The sequence below is a fragment of the Cupriavidus sp. IDO genome, from assembly GCF_000812465.1.
Classification (GTDB): Bacteria; Pseudomonadota; Gammaproteobacteria; order Burkholderiales; family Burkholderiaceae; genus Cupriavidus.
Genome location: NZ_JWMA01000073.1, coordinates 47,163 through 61,946, shown reverse-complemented (window position 1 = coordinate 61,946; position 14,784 = coordinate 47,163). Strand labels below are relative to the sequence as shown.

Sequence of the window (14,784 nt, the reverse complement as noted above, 5' to 3'; positions counted from 1 at the left end):
CACAATCAACCGGAAACCGCAGGGACACAGCGGTCACGATAAAACGGAATCCGTGGTCACGATGCCGGAATGACCGGTCACAATCACCGGAATACGCAGCGACAGCCGGGGAACCTGCACAGCGGCTGTTGGCATACGTCAGGCTCGACCCAACGCATCCAGCTCTGCAAGCACCACATCCGACAGCGCGATTTGCGCCGCCTTGATGTTCTCCCGCAAATGCTTCACCGACGAAGTCCCAGAAATCAGCAACACATTCCGAGGTTATTGATCCAATGATACGGTTTGTACGATTAACTCGAACTCTGAGAGCAAATCGGAATGTCTTTGGCGAAGGAAGGCAGACACCGACTCATTCTCGAGGAGCTTCGCTAGGTACCTGTTGTGCCAAGAGCTGTGGGCAAAGCTTGCAGTAAACCGCAATTAGCCGGACGACATGCTCTTTTGCAATCCGGAATTGATTGGACGCCCGTGCAGGAAATCCTGCCTATCAACTCGGGCTTCGACTCCAATATGAGCTGTACATGGGTGGCGCCCTGAAAGGAACGGAGGGATGGGATTTACCGGGACATCCGTGAGGCAAGGTTCCTCTTGCACGCCTCATTGACGGCCCGCCGGGCCAATGCCATGCCGGATTCGCCCCATTGTTCTGGGTGAGAGGCGATGTATTGACGCGCAATCGTCATAAATTGCCCCCTGGTCTACGCCCGGCTGATCGAGGAAGGCGATGGCATGAACAACCTGATCTGGTCGCGCAGCAAGCCAGCGGCCTGACGGCCGCCCCCAAACGCCCCACCCCTTTGCGGCGGGGCGCAGTTGCTGCTAGCCCGCAGCATCGCACGCGCCTACAGCGCGTCGCGCTCTTTCAATATCGCCTCTAGTTCCTGGCGCACCTGCGCCAGAAGCTGGTCGGCCTTGTGCGTGTTGTCGCCGGCATATGCCAGCGTCAGCAGCGTAAGCGGATGCACTTGCATGACCTCGCATAGCTCGGTCAGTTTGTGCATGGTTGGGCTTTTCAGGTTGCGCTCCAACGAACTCATATAGGTGCGGCTTGACACGTCAGAGAACGCTTCCTGGCTCAAGCCGCGCGCTTTCCTGACTATGCGTATTGCTGTCGCCAATGTGTGTTTCGCCGTCACCAATGGTTCCCCTAGAAAACCATGATGTCAGCCGATTGCGCACTATAGTGCTACAATCTATAGTGTTCATTTTAGACTGATCGAGCTGCTTTCGGGTTTTTGCCGAAATCTGCATTTGTGGATTCCGACAGATTAGGGGGACCGCATCCGTGCCTTGCCTGGCTACCGCAATTCCGCTTCCATGGTTCTGTGCTTGCATGAATCCGGGGTGCGGTGCCTACCGGGTGGGAGAGAGGCGTGGCTTCACACCATCCCGGAAAGGTGCTCAACGCGTGGTGCACGCCGCTTGCTGTAAACCCAGGCCCGCACCGGACCGTGTTGGGATGTGACGACCCGCGATAGGGACGTGCTCCCAGTATTGCCTTGCTCCGCGTGGAGCGAACTTTCCCAGAGGCTGCAATCATGAACCCAACCCTCATCACCGCAGAACAACGCGCGCAGTTGCTCGCAAATGGCCAAGCATACGTAGCCGGCTACGCTGGCGACCCGCTGCCCGTGGTACGGCTCTTTACCCCGGACGCGCATGCGACTTGGCTCTTGGCCGCGCTGGACCCGGCCGATGGTGACACCGCCTACGGTTTGTGCGACGTGGGTATCGGCATGCCCGAACTGGGCCATGTGAAGCTGTCCGACCTCGCATCCATCGTTGGGCCGCTCAAAAGGCCGATTCTTCGCGACCTGTACTTCCGGCCTACGCGACCGCTATCGGCGTATGCGCAGCTGGCGCAGCTCGACGGTTCGATCCCGGACTGATCGAACCGTCTGGCCCACTCTGGCAGGCCGGCCCGAGAGGCCCTTGCTCTAGCCCCGGCAGATCCAAAGCCTGACGCCTCATCGGCGATATTTCGTTGAAGGGCTGGTAGAGCGGCTGTGAGAAGAGTCCCGCCTGAGATACGGCTTGATGTCTCACCGGCTGGCCGTTTCCATGCAGGCGTGGCGCATCGGACGATGCCTGATCGGCATCGCTCACGCGCAACCAATGGGGTCTTGGTCTCAAAAGGACCAGCCCTGACCGAAGTCCATTGATCACAACCTGACGAGGACCGAACATGAATCCACAACAGGAACCCCATGTGAACCCCCTGAGCGTACCGGGCGGCGTCTTACCCGCTCCGGCACGCACGCTGGCTGCTCGCGACTACAAGACCTTGGGTCTTGCCGCCCTCGGCGGCACGCTGGAATTCTATGACTTCGTCATCTACGTCTTCTTCGTCACGGTGCTGGGCGCGCTATTCTTCCCGGCCAACATGCCAGACTGGCTGCGACAACTGCAGACGTTCGGCATTTTCGCCGCTGGCTACCTGGCACGCCCGCTGGGCGGCATCGTCATCGCCCACTTTGGTGACCGGCTTGGCCGCAAGCGCATGTTCACGCTGTCGATCTTGCTGATGGCCGCGCCCACGCTGATGATCGGGCTGCTGCCCACCTACGCCAGCATCGGCGTCGCGGCGCCACTGTTGCTGCTGGCGATGCGGGTGCTGCAGGGCGCGGCCATTGGGGGCGAGATGCCCGGTGCCTGGGTGTTTGTCGGCGAACATGTGCCGAGCCGGCACTACGGTTTCGGGATCGGGACCCTGACCTCGGGTATCACTGGCGGCATCCTGCTGGGTTCGCTCGTTGCGGTCGCCATCCATCGACACTACACGCCTGAACAGGTGAGCGATTTTGCCTGGCGCATCCCTTTTATCCTGGGCGGCGTGTTCGGACTGGTGTCCGTGTACCTGCGCCGGTTTCTGCATGAGACCCCCGTGTTCCGCGAGTTGGCTGACCGCAGCAATCTGGCGCGCGAACTGCCGATCCGCACCGTGCTGCGCGATCACCGCTCGGCCAGTGTGTTCGTGGCACTGCTGACCTGGGTACTTTCGACCGCCATCGTCGTGGTCGTGCTGTATACACCCGCCTACCTGCAGAAGATCCACCACATAGACGCCGCGCTCGCGCTCGAGACCAATGCGTTCGCCACCCTCATGCTGACCATCGGCTGCGTAATCGTCGGCTGGGCATGCGACCGCATCGGCACCCGTGCCGTCATGCTGATTGGCTGGGGCGGACTCTTCATGACCGCTTACCTCTTCTACGGCAGCCTGCCCGGCACGCCTAGCACGCTGTTCTGGCACTACGGACTGCTGGGTCTGTTCGTCGGCACCATCGCCACCGTGCCGATTGCTGGCGTGCGCGCCTTTCCGGCACCGGTGCGGTTCACCGGTCTCTCGTTTGCCTACAACATGTCTTACGCAGTCTTCGGCGGCCTCACGCCGATGATTCTCACGCTGTGGCTGCAGCACGACACCATGGCGCCTGCTCACTATGTGGCAGTCCTGGCCGCTGTCGGCTTCTTGCTTGCGTTCTGGCCCCTCGCCAAGTGCGGCCATGCCAGTCGATAACGAAGGAGCAACGCAATGAATGCGACGGAAAACACGCCACCAGTACGCCTGCTGACTCCCGCCGAGCTGGCTGTCTGCATCAAGGTGTTCCGCGATGCCCGGCAATGGACGCAGGAGCAGTTGGCCGTGATCGCCGGGCTCAACGTGCGAACCGTTCAGCGCGTCGAGCTAGGCTGGCCGGTCGACCCCGACACCTGCCGGGCGCTGGCCAGCGCGTTCGATTTCCTGGACATCGACGCGCTCAACAAGCCATTCGCGATTCCGCCCGAAGACGAACTCAAGGCTGCGCAGGAACAGTTTGACCGCGAGCACGTCACCTTCGCGGCGATTCCGCTGACTACGGGTAAGCAGTTGGCCGAGTTGGCGCAGACCAGCACGATGGACATGTCGCAGCTGGCCTTCGAGATGGGCCGCGAAGCGGAAAAACGCTTCGCCGCGCTGATGGAATATTTCCGCGACTACCGGGATGGCCTGAACGCCTACACCGAAGCGCAGAAGCGCGAGGCGACTGACACGATGCAAGCCAACATTGATGTGCTCAAGACCCTTGGCGTTTCGCTACGCTATGCCGAGCGCAACGTGCTGCTGAAGGGGGGCTCGGACCCGGATAGGCCAATGCCAGCTAATGTCCTGTACGTGATCGGGTTTCCGCTCGGCAAGGAACCCAAGCTGTTCGCCACGCCAACTTCCGTTGATATCCGTCTGTAGATCCTGAAGGGCGAAGATTCACGCTTGCCGGAGCCGCACTCAGCAGGCACTGGCGCATAGCGGATGCCAAAAGCCATGCTGTTACTGGCTTTGCGGGGGTTGTGTGCTCCTGATAGCACGATGGGCGTACTCCCGATAGCACGAGTCCTGATAGGTCCGTCCTGACTTTGCTGGACCTGCAGAGCGGCGATATCCCCGATAGCATCGGCCCCAACACCCTGCTTTCGCCGCTCAAGCAGCAGATTGACCAGAACGCCAAGCGCCAGCAGGCCCTTGGCTGACGAGGGGCAGGCCCGCATAATGCGGGCCTGGAAGCAAAACGGCGCGAGCCAACTGGTTTCGCGCCGTTCTGATTCTGGCACTGTGAAGTGCTGCAAGCTGAAGCCTCAGTACTCCCTCAAGATCCAGCTGCTGATCGCTGCAAAATACTCACGCAGCCACGCATTGAAGCGAAGGTACAAAGGCGTCTCGGCTCCCACGCCGAACACTTTGCCGAACCCCGCCTTCCGCGCAATCCGCTTCGCCCGCATCAGATGAAAATCACTGGTCACCACAATCAGCGGGTCCGCAGCGCTCACGCCCTGTTGCTCCAGCAACCGGCGGCTGAAGCGCATGTTTTCCTCCGTGCTGGTACTCCGGTTCTCCCGGATCAGACGATCGGCCGCCAGGCCGTGCGCGGTCAGGTAGTCCGCCATGACGTCCGCCTCGCGGCATTCCCGCAAGAAGTCCTGCCCACCACTCACCACCACCCACGCCGCAGGCCATTGCCGCGCCAGCGCCATGCCTGCATCCAGCCGAGCCACCAGCGTCGGCGACGCAATGCAATGCGGCGTACCAGAGCCAAGGATGATGATGGCCCTGGCCGCCGTTGCCTTCGGCGCGGATTCGGCAATGCCGCGGTGGATGAGATAGAAGAACGCCGCCACCGTCGCTAGCCATACCGCGAATGCCGTCCACCCTGCCCGCCAGATCCATCGGCGCCCCACGCTGGCCGCTCGCCATTGCGCCACGGCTTCCCAGCGCCATGACAGCGCAAGGCATGCAGCGCCGATCGCGCCGGGCAGCGCAACGCCAAAATTGAACGGCCCCGTCAGCATCAGCGCGATGGTATCGCCCAGCAGCAAGGCGCCCGCCAATGCCAGGCCGATGCGCCGCCACGGGGCGCCGGCCTTCATGCCATGCGTTGTGGTTCGTGCCAACTTCGTCCTGTGTGTTGAACTCGTTGGCGTGAAGCATACCGCGCGTGATGGACCCCAGTCGCGACAGCCGGGGAACCTGCACAGCGGCTGTTGGCATACGTCAGGCTCGACCCAACGCATCCAGCTCTGCAAGCACCACATCCGACAGCGCGATTTGCGCCGCCTTGATGTTCTCCCGCAAATGCTTCACCGACGAAGTCCCGGGAATCAGCAACACATTCGGCGCCCGATGCAGCAACCACACCAGCGCCACCTGCATCGGCGTCGCCCCAATCGCTTCAGCCACCCTGGACAACCCCGCCGACTGAATCGGCGAGAACCCGCCAAGCGGAAAGAACGGCACGTACGCAATCTCCTGCTCCGCCAGTTCATCCACCAGCGCATCATCCCCACGCTGCACAAGGTTGTACTGGTTCTGCACACAAACAATCGGCGCAATCTTCCGCGCCTGCGCCACCTGCGCCGACGTTACGTTGCTCAGCCCGATGTGGCGAACCAGCCCCTGCCTTTGCAGCTCGGCCAGCGCGGTGACCTCCCTTTCGATCGAGGCTTCAGTCGGCGCATGGATATCCCCCATGATCCGCAGGTTGACGACATCCAGCACATCCACGCCAAGATTGCGCAGGTTGTCATGGACCGCTTGCCGGATGGCCTCCGGCTCCAGCGCCGGCAGCCACGAGGCGTCTTCGCCGCGCCGCGCGCCTACCTTGGTGACGATCACCAAGTCATCCGGGTACGGATGGAGGGCTTCGCGGATGAGGTGGTTGGTGATGTGCGGGCCGTAGAAGTCACTGGTATCGATGTGGTTGACGCCTGATGAGACGGCTTCGCGCAGCACGGCGATCGCTGCATCACGGTCCTTCGGCGGTCCGAACACGCCTGGCCCGGCCAGCTGCATGGCGCCGTAGCCCATGCGGCTCACGGTGCGGCCGGCAAGCGTATAGGTGGTGGCGGGGCGGTGGGATTGGGACATGGCGCTCTCCTTGATTCGGTTTGGCTGAACAGGTGGAGCCAGTATGTTTGGCATTGCAGTGTTTGAAAATCCGGCCTAGATTGAATGGGCTGTTCCAAAAATTGAACACTGGCATGGAATTCAACGATCTTGCCGCGTTCGTGTCCGTGGCCCGCGCCGGGGGCTTTCGGGATGCGGCGCGCATCAGCGGCGTTTCAGCGTCAAGCCTCAGCATCGCCGTGCGCCGCCTGGAGTCGAAGCTGGGCCTGCGCCTGCTCAACCGCACCACACGCAGCGTCGCCCCGACCGAAGCTGGGCTGCGCCTGCTCGAGCGGCTCACGCCCCTGTTCAGCGAGATGGAATCCGCGCTGGACGTCCTGAACGCCTTCCGTGACAAACCAGCCGGCACGCTCAAGCTGAACGTGCCATCAAGCGCCGCGTGGACCGTGTTGCCATCCATCCTCCCGCCATTCCTGGAGGCCTACCCCGACATCCGCGTAGAGGTGGTGGTCGAGGATGGATTCGTCGACGTGCTGGCCATCGGCTGCGACGCAGGCATCCGCTACGAAGAGCGGCTTGAGCAGGATATGGTCGCCATCCCGATCGGACCGCGCATGCAACGCTTCGCGACAGCGGCAACGCCTGGCTATCTCGACCGCCACGGCAGACCGGAGCACCCGCGCGAGCTGCTCTCCCACGTCTGCCTGCGCGGCCAGTTCGCCAGCGGCGCCACGCCACCGTGGATCTTCGAGCGCGACGGCGAGGAACTGAGGCTGGATCCGCCGAACCGCCTGCTGGTCCGGCCCGGGGCGTCCATCGATCTTGCGATCAGCGCGGCGCTGGCGGGCATTGGCGTGACCCACATCTTTGAGGGCAAGCTGCGGCCGGATCTTGACAGCGGGGCGCTGGAGCCGATTCTTGAGCCGTGGTGGCAGTGGTTTTCGGGGCCGTTTCTTTACTATCCGGGGCGGCGGCATTTGCCGGCGCCGTTGCGGGCGTTTGTGGATTTTTTGAAGGGTGGCGGGGAGGTGTAGCACGTTCAGGGGCTATTCAGCCCCATCGACATCAGTGCGCTGGCATCGCCAGGCAGCGCGGCGGCCTGTCAAGGCAAGGCCGATGCGCCGCCATGAGCGTTGGGAATGCTCAGCAAGAGGGCGCCTCTTAGAGGCCCTAACAAAATGAATCTGCAGGGCTGTTAACTTCAAGTGATCTTTGTTAACCTTTGCGTTGTCTCATCAGCGCAAAGGACATGGCCAAACTCATACTCGACGACGAACTGTGGGCACTCATCCAGCCACTACTGCCACCACCGAAAGCTCGGCGCGCTCGCTATCCCGGGCGCAAGCCCCTGGACGATCGGGTCGTGCTCACCGGCATTCTTTTCGTCCTTCAGTCCGGCATTCCCTGGGAGATGTTGCCCAAGGAAATGGGCTGTGGCTCCGGAATGAGTTGCTGGCGACGACTACACACCTGGCAGAAGGCCGCCGGTGTTTGGGATCGCCTGCACGAGGTGCTGTTGGCCAAGCTACGGGCGGCCGACCGCATCGATTGGTCACGTGCCATCGTCGATTCCTCCTCCATTCGTGCCGTGGGGTCGGGTCAAAAACAGGACCCAACCCCACCGATCGCGCGCGACCAGGTTCAAAGCACCACCTCCTGACGGAAGCTCAAGGCATTCCACTGGCGCTGATACTGACCGGCGCCAACAATCATGACGTCACACAACTACTGCCGCTGATTGAGGCGATCCCGCCCATCCGCGGTAAGCGTGGTCGGCCACTGTCCAAGCCCACCATCGTCCAGGGCGACCGCGGATACGACTACGACAAGTACCGCAAGCCACTTCATGCCGATGGTATTGCCACAGAGATTGCCCGTCGCGGTGAACCTCACGGCAGCGGTCTTGGCAAGACTCGCGGGGTTGTCGAACGAACGATTGCCTGGTTGCACAACTTCAAGCGATTGCGCGTGCGCTTCGAGCGCCTCGCCATCATTCATGAAGCCTTCCTGAAATTGGCCTGTTGCATCATCTGCTGGCGCCACCTCAGGAAGTCATTTTGTTAGGCCTTCTTAGATCGAAGTTCTAGGGAGTAAGAGATGGCAAGAAGAAAAAACACCAGCGTATTTGAAGACTTGTATGAGATCGCAGCAATGCTGCCTTGGTGGGTGGGTACCTCCTTGGCGCTCGTCGCATATGTGGTGCTACATCGCTATGCAGTGGCCGAAGTGCCTACCACTACCGTGCCGGGACAGATCGGCCAGATGGTCGTCGGGCAGATGACGAAGGTCCTCGCGACTTATGGTCAGTACATGGTGCCGCTGGTGTTATTGGCTGGCGCAGTCGCCTCCGTCCTTGGACGGCGCAAGCGTGAAGGGTTGGTGCGCGGCGTCGCCGGCGACAAGTCTGGTGATGCGCTGCGCCAGATGAGCTGGCGGGACTTCGAGTTGCTTGTGGGTGAGGCGTTTCGGATGCGGGGCTACGCCGTCGTCGAAACTGGTGGCGGCGGTGCGGACGGAGGCATTGACCTCAAGCTGCAAAAGGGTACGGAGACGCTCCTAGTGCAATGCAAGCAGTGGCGTGCCTACAAGGTGTCCGTCAGCGTGGTGCGTGAACTGTATGGCGTCATGGCGGCGCAGGGGGCGGCCGGCGGGTTTGTCGTGACGTCCGGTGAGTTCACGGCTGACGCAAAGGCATTCGCCCAGGGGCGGAACATACAGTTGATTGGGGGCGTAGCGCTTGCTGCAATGATCAAGGCTGCGCGCGCGGCGTCGGACACCAGGACTAGCGCCAAAGCGCAGGAGCATCAGAGGCCGCAGGCGACTGCTTCAGCGCCGTTGAGGCCGGCACAAGATCCGGCATGCCCGCGCTGCGGAAGCGCAATGGTAAAGCGCGTTGCCAAGCAAGGCGCGAACGCCGGCAATACTTTCTGGGGATGTGTCACGTTTCCGAAGTGCTGGGGGATTCGCACCTAACGAAGCGCTGATAGCCTGTGGGGGGCGCGCTTGCTGCGGATCTGCCGGCGCCTGGTCAATGGTTCATTTCTCCAGGCATAGGCATGCCGGTGGCTACTTCGGCGTGGTTCAATACAGCTTTCAGCATTTCCGCCGTTGTCACCCATGCCTCTCATCGACATCAAAAACCTCCAGCAAGCCGCCATGGAATTTGGCGATGCCCGCGGCTGGGCCAAGTACCACAGCCCCAAGAACCTGGCCATGGCGCTGAGCGTGGAAATGGCCGAGCTGGTGGAGATCTTCCAGTGGAAGACCGAAGCCGAGTCACGCGATGTCATGGCCACGGCGGAACGCGAGCACGTTGAACAGGAGCTGGCGGATATCACCATCTACCTGGCGCAACTCGTGACAGCGCTGGGCGTCGACCTCGACGCAGCAATCCGGGCGAAGATGGAAATGAACGCGAAGAAGTACCCGTTACCCGAGTGAGGCGCGCAGCCGCTTCACAGCCCTGTTTGATCATTTGATCAACCGGAACAAACGCCCACGGCGATCCACTCGCCGCAGTTGCCGGACAGGCTGTGCCGAAGGCACATGGCAAGCGAGGGAGCGTGCCGCTCTCTGCTCTGGCAGGGAGCCGCACGAGGTACCCGAACAAAGCCGTTTGATCATTTGATCAGCCACGACCGGCCTTTGATCATTTGATCAAGTCACCTGGCCCGCGCCACTGCGTTCCTGCCAGCTTTCATCCACTTTCCTTCGGCCTCATCTGCGCGACTCGCCACTCCGCACCGCGCACTGCACCCCACGCCAGCACTCCGCGCCCTTGGCACGCCGAATGCAGTGGATAGGACAAGGCCAGCAACGGCCCGGGCAGGTGGGAGACGGCAATGACACACAGCAGCGAACACGCAGGAGCGGCCAGGCAACCCGCCCGCAGCCTGCGTGCCGATACACCTGAACGCGCGATTACGGATCTCGCTGCCGTTGCGGAACCGCCCCTCGGCGCCCACCTCACTACCCCACGCCACGGCTACCACCACCATGGCATCTATGTCGGCAACGGCATGGTGGTGCACTACGCCGGCTACTGCCATCGGCAACAGAGCGGCCCGGTGGAGGAGCTTAGCCTGGCCCGGTTCGCCGCGGGTCACGGCATCGCGCTATTGGCTACGCCGCTGGCCCGGTATGACGCCGCTGAGTCGATCAGGCGCGCCCGCTCACGCTTGGGCGAGGACCGCTACCGCCTGCTGACCAACAACTGCGAGCACTTCTGCACGTGGTGCCTGTATGGCGAAAGCCGCAGCGAGCAGGTGCGGCACTGCCTGGTGCATCCGCTGAGCGGGCTGCGCCTGGCCGCGGACATGCTGAAGTGCTGGTGGCAGAGCCTGGATGAGCCGGTGTGCGGCTATGCGGCGGCCTGAGCTGGCTGGCGCGCCTAGCCGCCGGTCACGATGAGAAGCAGAAGCAGTCCGTTCGCGGCCAGCAGGCCACCCAGCACAAGCGCCCTTGCCGGTGGGACATGGACCCGTTCGTAGAGGCCTGCCAGGTGCGGCATCCAATGACCGCGGATGCGTCTGGACCAGCAGGCCAGGCCCACGCCGCACATCCCCAGCCACGCCAGCGCGCCAAGCGATCCCCACGCGCGCACCGCCCGCTCCTGCGTGAGAGGCGCCTTGACCGACCGGGGCTGTGCCACAGACGGTGCCACTGGCTGAGCCACGGGTTCGGGCGCAGGCGCGGCTGGTTCTGCGGCGGCCTCAGGTTGGAGGAGTGGCTGGGGCGAAGGCGGATTCAGTGTCGGTGTCATCGCCAATGCCGGTGCCTCGTCTTTCGGCATGGCGCGAGCCACCTGGTCTTTCGGCGCATCGCGCATGGGCGCTTCCGGCGGCTTCTTCTGCTGCTGCATGGCGGCTCGCGCCGGCCCCTTATGCGCGGCGTACTGCCGCCAGTTGGCAAAGACCCAGTCAAGACAGTTCACCGAGGTGCAGGCGTCCCGGCGCTTGCGCCACGCCATGATGTCTGTCTCGCGGATGGCACCCGCTTTCAGCATTCGATGCTGTTCGGCGTAGATGCGCTCGTGCTCGATTTGGAGGAGCGCGTAATCGCAGATCAGGCTCCTAGCACTCGGGTGCCTGCTGGACTGGTCCTGGCAATGCTCGCCAGCTGTCATCGGGCCTTCACAGCCGATCGGGGCCGGGCGCAGCGTCCTCCTGCAGGCAATATCCGACGCCTGCGAGCTGGCGGTAAGGAAAAGACCGAACGCGATGAAGGCGGCCAGATGGCCTATGAGCCCTTTCATCCTGTCTTTCTCAGGTGATAGCGAATCCGGCACCGGGGTCCGGCGCGGACGAGGCCTTTATTCTGGTACGGCGCAGCCAATGCGCAGTGCGATACCGCACACATCCTCGCATTTTTCCACCAGGTGGCGACCTGCGTCGCGGTGCGACTGCTTATTCAACCGCGGAGCAGGACACTAACTTTCAGTCAGTATCAGAAGCAGAAGCAGTCCGTTCACTGCCGCCAGGCCAGCCAGTACAAGCGTCCTTGCTGGCAGGCCACGCACTTGTTCGCAGATGCCTGCCATGTACGGCATCCACTGACGCCGCATGCGCCTGGACCCGCAGGCCAGGCCCGCGCCGCACATCCCCAGCCACGCCAGCGCGCTAAGCGGTCCCCAGGAGCGCGCTCCCCGTTCTTGCGGGAGAGGCGTCTTGATCCACCGGGTCTGTGCCGCTGGTGGTGCCTCTGGCCGCGCCTCTGACTGTACCTCTGGCTGTACCTCTGACTCAGGCACCGGCACAGGCACGGCCGGTTGCGCGTTGTTGGCCTCTGGTCCGATGAGTGGCTGGAGCGCGGACGGATTCACTATCGGTGCCATCGCCAGTGATGGCTCGCCGCGCTTTGGCACGGCAGAGGCCGCCTTCTCTCTCGGCACAGTACGAGCCGTCTTGTCTTTCGGCCGATCGCGAGCCACCTTCGCTCTCGGCGCATCGTGCAAAGGCGCTTCAACCGGCTTCTGCGGCTGCGTGACGCCTCGCGCCGGCCTCTTCTGGGCCGTGGACTGCCACCAGCTGGCAAAGACCCCGTCGAGGCAGTCCACCGAGGTGCAGGCGTCCCGACGCTTGCGCCACGCCATGATGTCCGTATCGTCGATGGCATCCGCTCGCAGCATTCGCTGCTGCTCGGCATAGATGCGCTCATACGCTATGTGAAGGAGCGCGTAGTCACAGATCAGGCGCCTTGCGCTCGCGTGCCTGTCCGGCTGACTCTGGCAATGCTCGCCGGCTGACATCAGGTCATCACAGCCCGCCGGGCGCAGCGTCGTCCTGCAGGCGATATCTGACGCCTGCGAGCTGGTGGAAACGACAAGACCGAACGCGATGTACGCGGCCAGACCGCCCGGGAGCCCTTTCATCCTGCCCTTCCCATCGGCATAGAAAATCCTGCGCCGGGGGCTGGCGCCGGATGAGGCCTTTATTCTGGTACGGCGCCGCAAATGCGCAGTGCGATATCGCACACATTCCCGCCGGGGAAGCACAGATCAAATGTTCGGACGGCGACCCCTATGATCGTGTGAATTTGCCAAAAGGCGAGCTAGCTCACCGCCTTATTCGCCTCTTGAATATCACGTGCCTATTCCACGGTTGCGTGAGTGGTCTCGGAAATAATGCTGGTCACCTTCGAGACATTGCCGACGATCTCGTTCATGGTGTCGCCGGCGCGGCGGACGTGCTCGGATCCGGAAGTGACGTTGCCTTAGGCATCTCATTGAGCACATTCACATGCTGCAGTGAATAGCCTGTTTATTCTCCGCATAATTTGCGTCAAATAGATTGCCCGTGCAGGGATTGCCATCCATAATCTCCGCATGGAACGCGGAGATTGGCTCTATATCTGGCAGGCACCTGACTGGCCGGCCCTGCACTACGATCTGGCAAAGCTGGCGGAGCCTCTCGCCGAGGTCGCTCGCGCCCAGGGTATGCTGCTGGGGCGTCTGGCCGATGTTGGCATGGCACTGCGCGATGAAGCCAGCCTCGCTGCGCTCACCGAGGATGTGCTGAAGACCAGCGAGATCGAGGGCGAGCGGCTCAACGCTGATTCGGTGCGGTCGTCCATCGCGCGGCGGCTGGGCGTGGATATCGGCGCACTGGCACCGGTCGATCGCCATGTGGAGGGCGTGGTCGAAATGGTGCTCGACGCTACCACTCGCTGCGATGCCCCGGTAAGCGTGGAGCGGGTATTCGGGTGGCATGCGGCGTTGTTTCCCACCGGGTATAGCGGCATGTCGAAGATTCGGGTTGCAGCCTGGCGCGACGATGCGAAAGGCGCCATGCAGGTGGTCTCGGGCCCGTATGGTCGCCAGCGCGTGCATTTCGAAGCGCCGCCTGCCAATCGGCTGGATATGGAGACCAGCCGCTTCCTCGACTGGGTCAATGCGGATACCCCTGATCCGCAGGTTCTGAAGGCCGGGCTCGCCCATCTCTGGTTCGTGACGCTGCATCCATTCGACGATGGCAATGGCCGCATTGCGCGGGCGATCGGCGATCTGCTGCTGGCCAGGGCGGACGGCAGCCCGCAGCGTTTCTACAGCCTCTCGGCCCAGATTCAGCGCGAGCGCAAGGACTACTACGACATCCTCGAGCAGACCCAAAAAGATACGCTGGACGTGACGGCCTGGCTTTCGTGGTTTCTCGGAACGCTTCTGCGTGCGGTGCAGAACGCGCAGCACACCCTGGATGCCGTGCTGGTGAAAACGCGCTTCTGGCAGCGCTGGGCGGCAACGCCCATGAACGAGCGGCAGGTGAAGCTCCTCAATCGCTTGCTTGATGGCTTCGACGGCAAGCTCACAAGTAGCAAATGGGCGGCGATTGCCAAGTGCTCGGCAGATACGGCGCTGCGCGATATCAACGAGCTGGTTGCGCTGGGTGTGTTGCGGAAATCGGGGGCTGGAGGGCGGAGTACTTCGTATGAGCTGGCAGACTGATATCCACTGATCGTTCAGAAGTACCGGGCGATGGGGTACCAGATAGTCCGGGAAGACGAATTTGCGCGCCAAGATCGATAGGCAGGTCGTCATCGGCCTTGACAGTGCTCTCCTGGCCGCTATGTTTCAAAGCGATTTTCGGGTTCGTGCCTTTTTTGGATGAGCACCATGAATATCAACACCGAAGCGATCGACGAGATGGTCCTGGCACTCCTATATCTGACTCTGCATGACCGTTACCGGGCATGGAAGGGTTTTGACTGGGAGGCGCTGAATCGGCTCCACGAACGAGGATTCATCGGCGATCCCGTCAACAAGACGAAGTCCGTGGTCTTCAGTGAGGAGGGCTTGCGCGAAGCCGAGAGGCTCTTCAGGCAACACTTCGTTATCCCCGACGACAAGGATAAGAAGTGAATGTCTGACTCCGGGCACCTGGTGGGCAGGCGCAGGAAAAGCTGCTGCG

General features: G+C 62.3%; 16 protein-coding genes. 11 read left to right on the top strand and 5 right to left on the bottom strand.

The window, feature by feature from the left end:
- Window positions 1-845: 845 nt before the first annotated feature.
- Window positions 846-1,139, bottom strand: a complete 294-nt coding sequence (locus RM96_RS21505) for a helix-turn-helix domain-containing protein (protein WP_039013520.1) — start codon at window positions 1,137-1,139, stop codon at window positions 846-848.
- A 402-nt stretch (window positions 1,140-1,541) separates the two neighbouring features.
- Here RM96_RS21505 and RM96_RS21500 point away from each other — a divergent pair, with 402 nt between their 5' ends.
- The 4 genes from RM96_RS21500 (at window position 1,542) to RM96_RS40575 (ending at window position 4,512) form a co-directional block, all read left to right on the top strand.
- Window positions 1,542-1,892, top strand: a complete 351-nt coding sequence (locus RM96_RS21500) for a DUF2958 domain-containing protein (protein WP_039013518.1) — start codon at window positions 1,542-1,544, stop codon at window positions 1,890-1,892.
- A gap of 296 nt (window positions 1,893-2,188) precedes the next feature.
- The gene (locus RM96_RS21495; RefSeq protein WP_052279642.1) at window positions 2,189-3,523 is read left to right on the top strand and encodes an MFS transporter; all 1,335 of its coding nucleotides are present in this window, start codon (window positions 2,189-2,191) and stop codon (window positions 3,521-3,523) included.
- A gap of 15 nt (window positions 3,524-3,538) precedes the next feature.
- The gene (locus RM96_RS21490; protein WP_039013516.1) at window positions 3,539-4,231 is read left to right on the top strand and encodes a helix-turn-helix domain-containing protein; all 693 of its coding nucleotides are present in this window, start codon (window positions 3,539-3,541) and stop codon (window positions 4,229-4,231) included.
- Window positions 4,232-4,392: 161 nt separating this feature from the next.
- Window positions 4,393-4,512 carry a DUF1484 family protein gene (locus RM96_RS40575; RefSeq protein ID WP_152624180.1) on the top strand — a complete coding sequence of 40 codons (120 nt, stop codon included), beginning with the start codon at window positions 4,393-4,395 and terminating at the stop codon, window positions 4,510-4,512.
- Window positions 4,513-4,617: 105 nt separating this feature from the next.
- Here RM96_RS40575 and RM96_RS21485 read toward each other — a convergent pair whose 3' ends face one another.
- A complete protein-coding gene (locus tag RM96_RS21485) occupies window positions 4,618-5,430 on the bottom strand; it encodes a YdcF family protein (RefSeq protein WP_338011428.1) in 813 nt (270 codons plus the stop codon).
- Window positions 5,431-5,530: 100 nt separating this feature from the next.
- Window positions 5,531-6,403, bottom strand: coding sequence for an aldo/keto reductase family oxidoreductase (locus tag RM96_RS21480; RefSeq protein ID WP_039013513.1), 873 nt, complete (start codon window positions 6,401-6,403; stop codon window positions 5,531-5,533).
- Between the two features lie 113 nt (window positions 6,404-6,516).
- Here RM96_RS21480 and RM96_RS21475 point away from each other — a divergent pair, with 113 nt between their 5' ends.
- The 5 genes from RM96_RS21475 to RM96_RS21450 all read left to right on the top strand — a co-directional run bounded on the left by RM96_RS21475 (window position 6,517) and on the right by RM96_RS21450 (window position 10,758).
- Window positions 6,517-7,416 carry a LysR family transcriptional regulator gene (locus RM96_RS21475; RefSeq protein ID WP_039013512.1) on the top strand — a complete coding sequence of 300 codons (900 nt, stop codon included), beginning with the start codon at window positions 6,517-6,519 and terminating at the stop codon, window positions 7,414-7,416.
- A 215-nt stretch (window positions 7,417-7,631) separates the two neighbouring features.
- A protein-coding gene (locus RM96_RS37445; protein ID WP_152624179.1) for an IS5 family transposase occupies window positions 7,632-8,446 on the top strand; the annotation gives its coding sequence in 2 pieces (ribosomal slippage) (window positions 7,632-7,983 and window positions 7,983-8,446; 816 coding nt in all).
- A 33-nt stretch (window positions 8,447-8,479) separates the two neighbouring features.
- Window positions 8,480-9,355 (top strand): restriction endonuclease, encoded by an 876-nt coding sequence (locus RM96_RS21460; protein ID WP_039013509.1) that lies wholly within the window; start codon window positions 8,480-8,482, stop codon window positions 9,353-9,355.
- A 144-nt stretch (window positions 9,356-9,499) separates the two neighbouring features.
- Window positions 9,500-9,823: a nucleotide pyrophosphohydrolase gene (locus RM96_RS21455; protein ID WP_039013508.1), complete on the top strand. Its 324-nt coding sequence runs from the start codon at window positions 9,500-9,502 to the stop codon at window positions 9,821-9,823.
- Window positions 9,824-10,224: 401 nt separating this feature from the next.
- Entirely contained in the window at window positions 10,225-10,758 is a 534-nt protein-coding gene (locus RM96_RS21450; protein WP_082016646.1) for a lecithin retinol acyltransferase family protein, read from the top strand.
- 14 nt (window positions 10,759-10,772) lie between these two features.
- Here the strand turns inward: RM96_RS21450 and RM96_RS21445 are convergent, their stop codons facing one another.
- Window positions 10,773-11,669, bottom strand: coding sequence for a hypothetical protein (locus tag RM96_RS21445; protein ID WP_238587358.1), 897 nt, complete (start codon window positions 11,667-11,669; stop codon window positions 10,773-10,775).
- Between the two features lie 141 nt (window positions 11,670-11,810).
- Entirely contained in the window at window positions 11,811-12,752 is a 942-nt protein-coding gene (locus RM96_RS21440) for a hypothetical protein (protein WP_039013505.1), read from the bottom strand.
- Between the two features lie 453 nt (window positions 12,753-13,205).
- On the opposite strand from RM96_RS21440, the gene RM96_RS21435 reads away from it, so the two are divergent.
- Window positions 13,206-14,321 carry a Fic family protein gene (locus RM96_RS21435; protein WP_039013504.1) on the top strand — a complete coding sequence of 372 codons (1,116 nt, stop codon included), beginning with the start codon at window positions 13,206-13,208 and terminating at the stop codon, window positions 14,319-14,321.
- A gap of 168 nt (window positions 14,322-14,489) precedes the next feature.
- Window positions 14,490-14,735 (top strand): DUF6429 family protein, encoded by a 246-nt coding sequence (locus RM96_RS21430; RefSeq protein WP_039013532.1) that lies wholly within the window; start codon window positions 14,490-14,492, stop codon window positions 14,733-14,735.
- Window positions 14,736-14,784: the final 49 nt, after the last annotated feature.

Excerpts from the sequence above, each read along its gene's own strand:
- RM96_RS21500 (WP_039013518.1), top strand. The coding sequence starts at position 1,542 with ATGAACCCAACCCTCATCACCGCAGAACAACGCGCGCAGTTGCTCGCA.
- RM96_RS21495 (WP_052279642.1), top strand. The coding sequence starts at position 2,189 with ATGAATCCACAACAGGAACCCCATGTGAACCCCCTGAGCGTACCGGGC.
- RM96_RS21490 (WP_039013516.1), top strand. The coding sequence starts at position 3,539 with ATGAATGCGACGGAAAACACGCCACCAGTACGCCTGCTGACTCCCGCC.
- RM96_RS21480 (WP_039013513.1), bottom strand. The coding sequence starts at position 6,403 with ATGTCCCAATCCCACCGCCCCGCCACCACCTATACGCTTGCCGGCCGC.
- RM96_RS21475 (WP_039013512.1), top strand. The coding sequence starts at position 6,517 with ATGGAATTCAACGATCTTGCCGCGTTCGTGTCCGTGGCCCGCGCCGGG.
- RM96_RS21460 (WP_039013509.1), top strand. The coding sequence starts at position 8,480 with ATGGCAAGAAGAAAAAACACCAGCGTATTTGAAGACTTGTATGAGATC.
- RM96_RS21455 (WP_039013508.1), top strand. The coding sequence starts at position 9,500 with ATGCCTCTCATCGACATCAAAAACCTCCAGCAAGCCGCCATGGAATTT.
- RM96_RS21450 (WP_082016646.1), top strand. The coding sequence starts at position 10,225 with ATGACACACAGCAGCGAACACGCAGGAGCGGCCAGGCAACCCGCCCGC.
- RM96_RS21440 (WP_039013505.1), bottom strand. The coding sequence starts at position 12,752 with ATGAAAGGGCTCCCGGGCGGTCTGGCCGCGTACATCGCGTTCGGTCTT.
- RM96_RS21435 (WP_039013504.1), top strand. The coding sequence starts at position 13,206 with ATGGAACGCGGAGATTGGCTCTATATCTGGCAGGCACCTGACTGGCCG.
- RM96_RS21430 (WP_039013532.1), top strand. The coding sequence starts at position 14,490 with ATGAATATCAACACCGAAGCGATCGACGAGATGGTCCTGGCACTCCTA.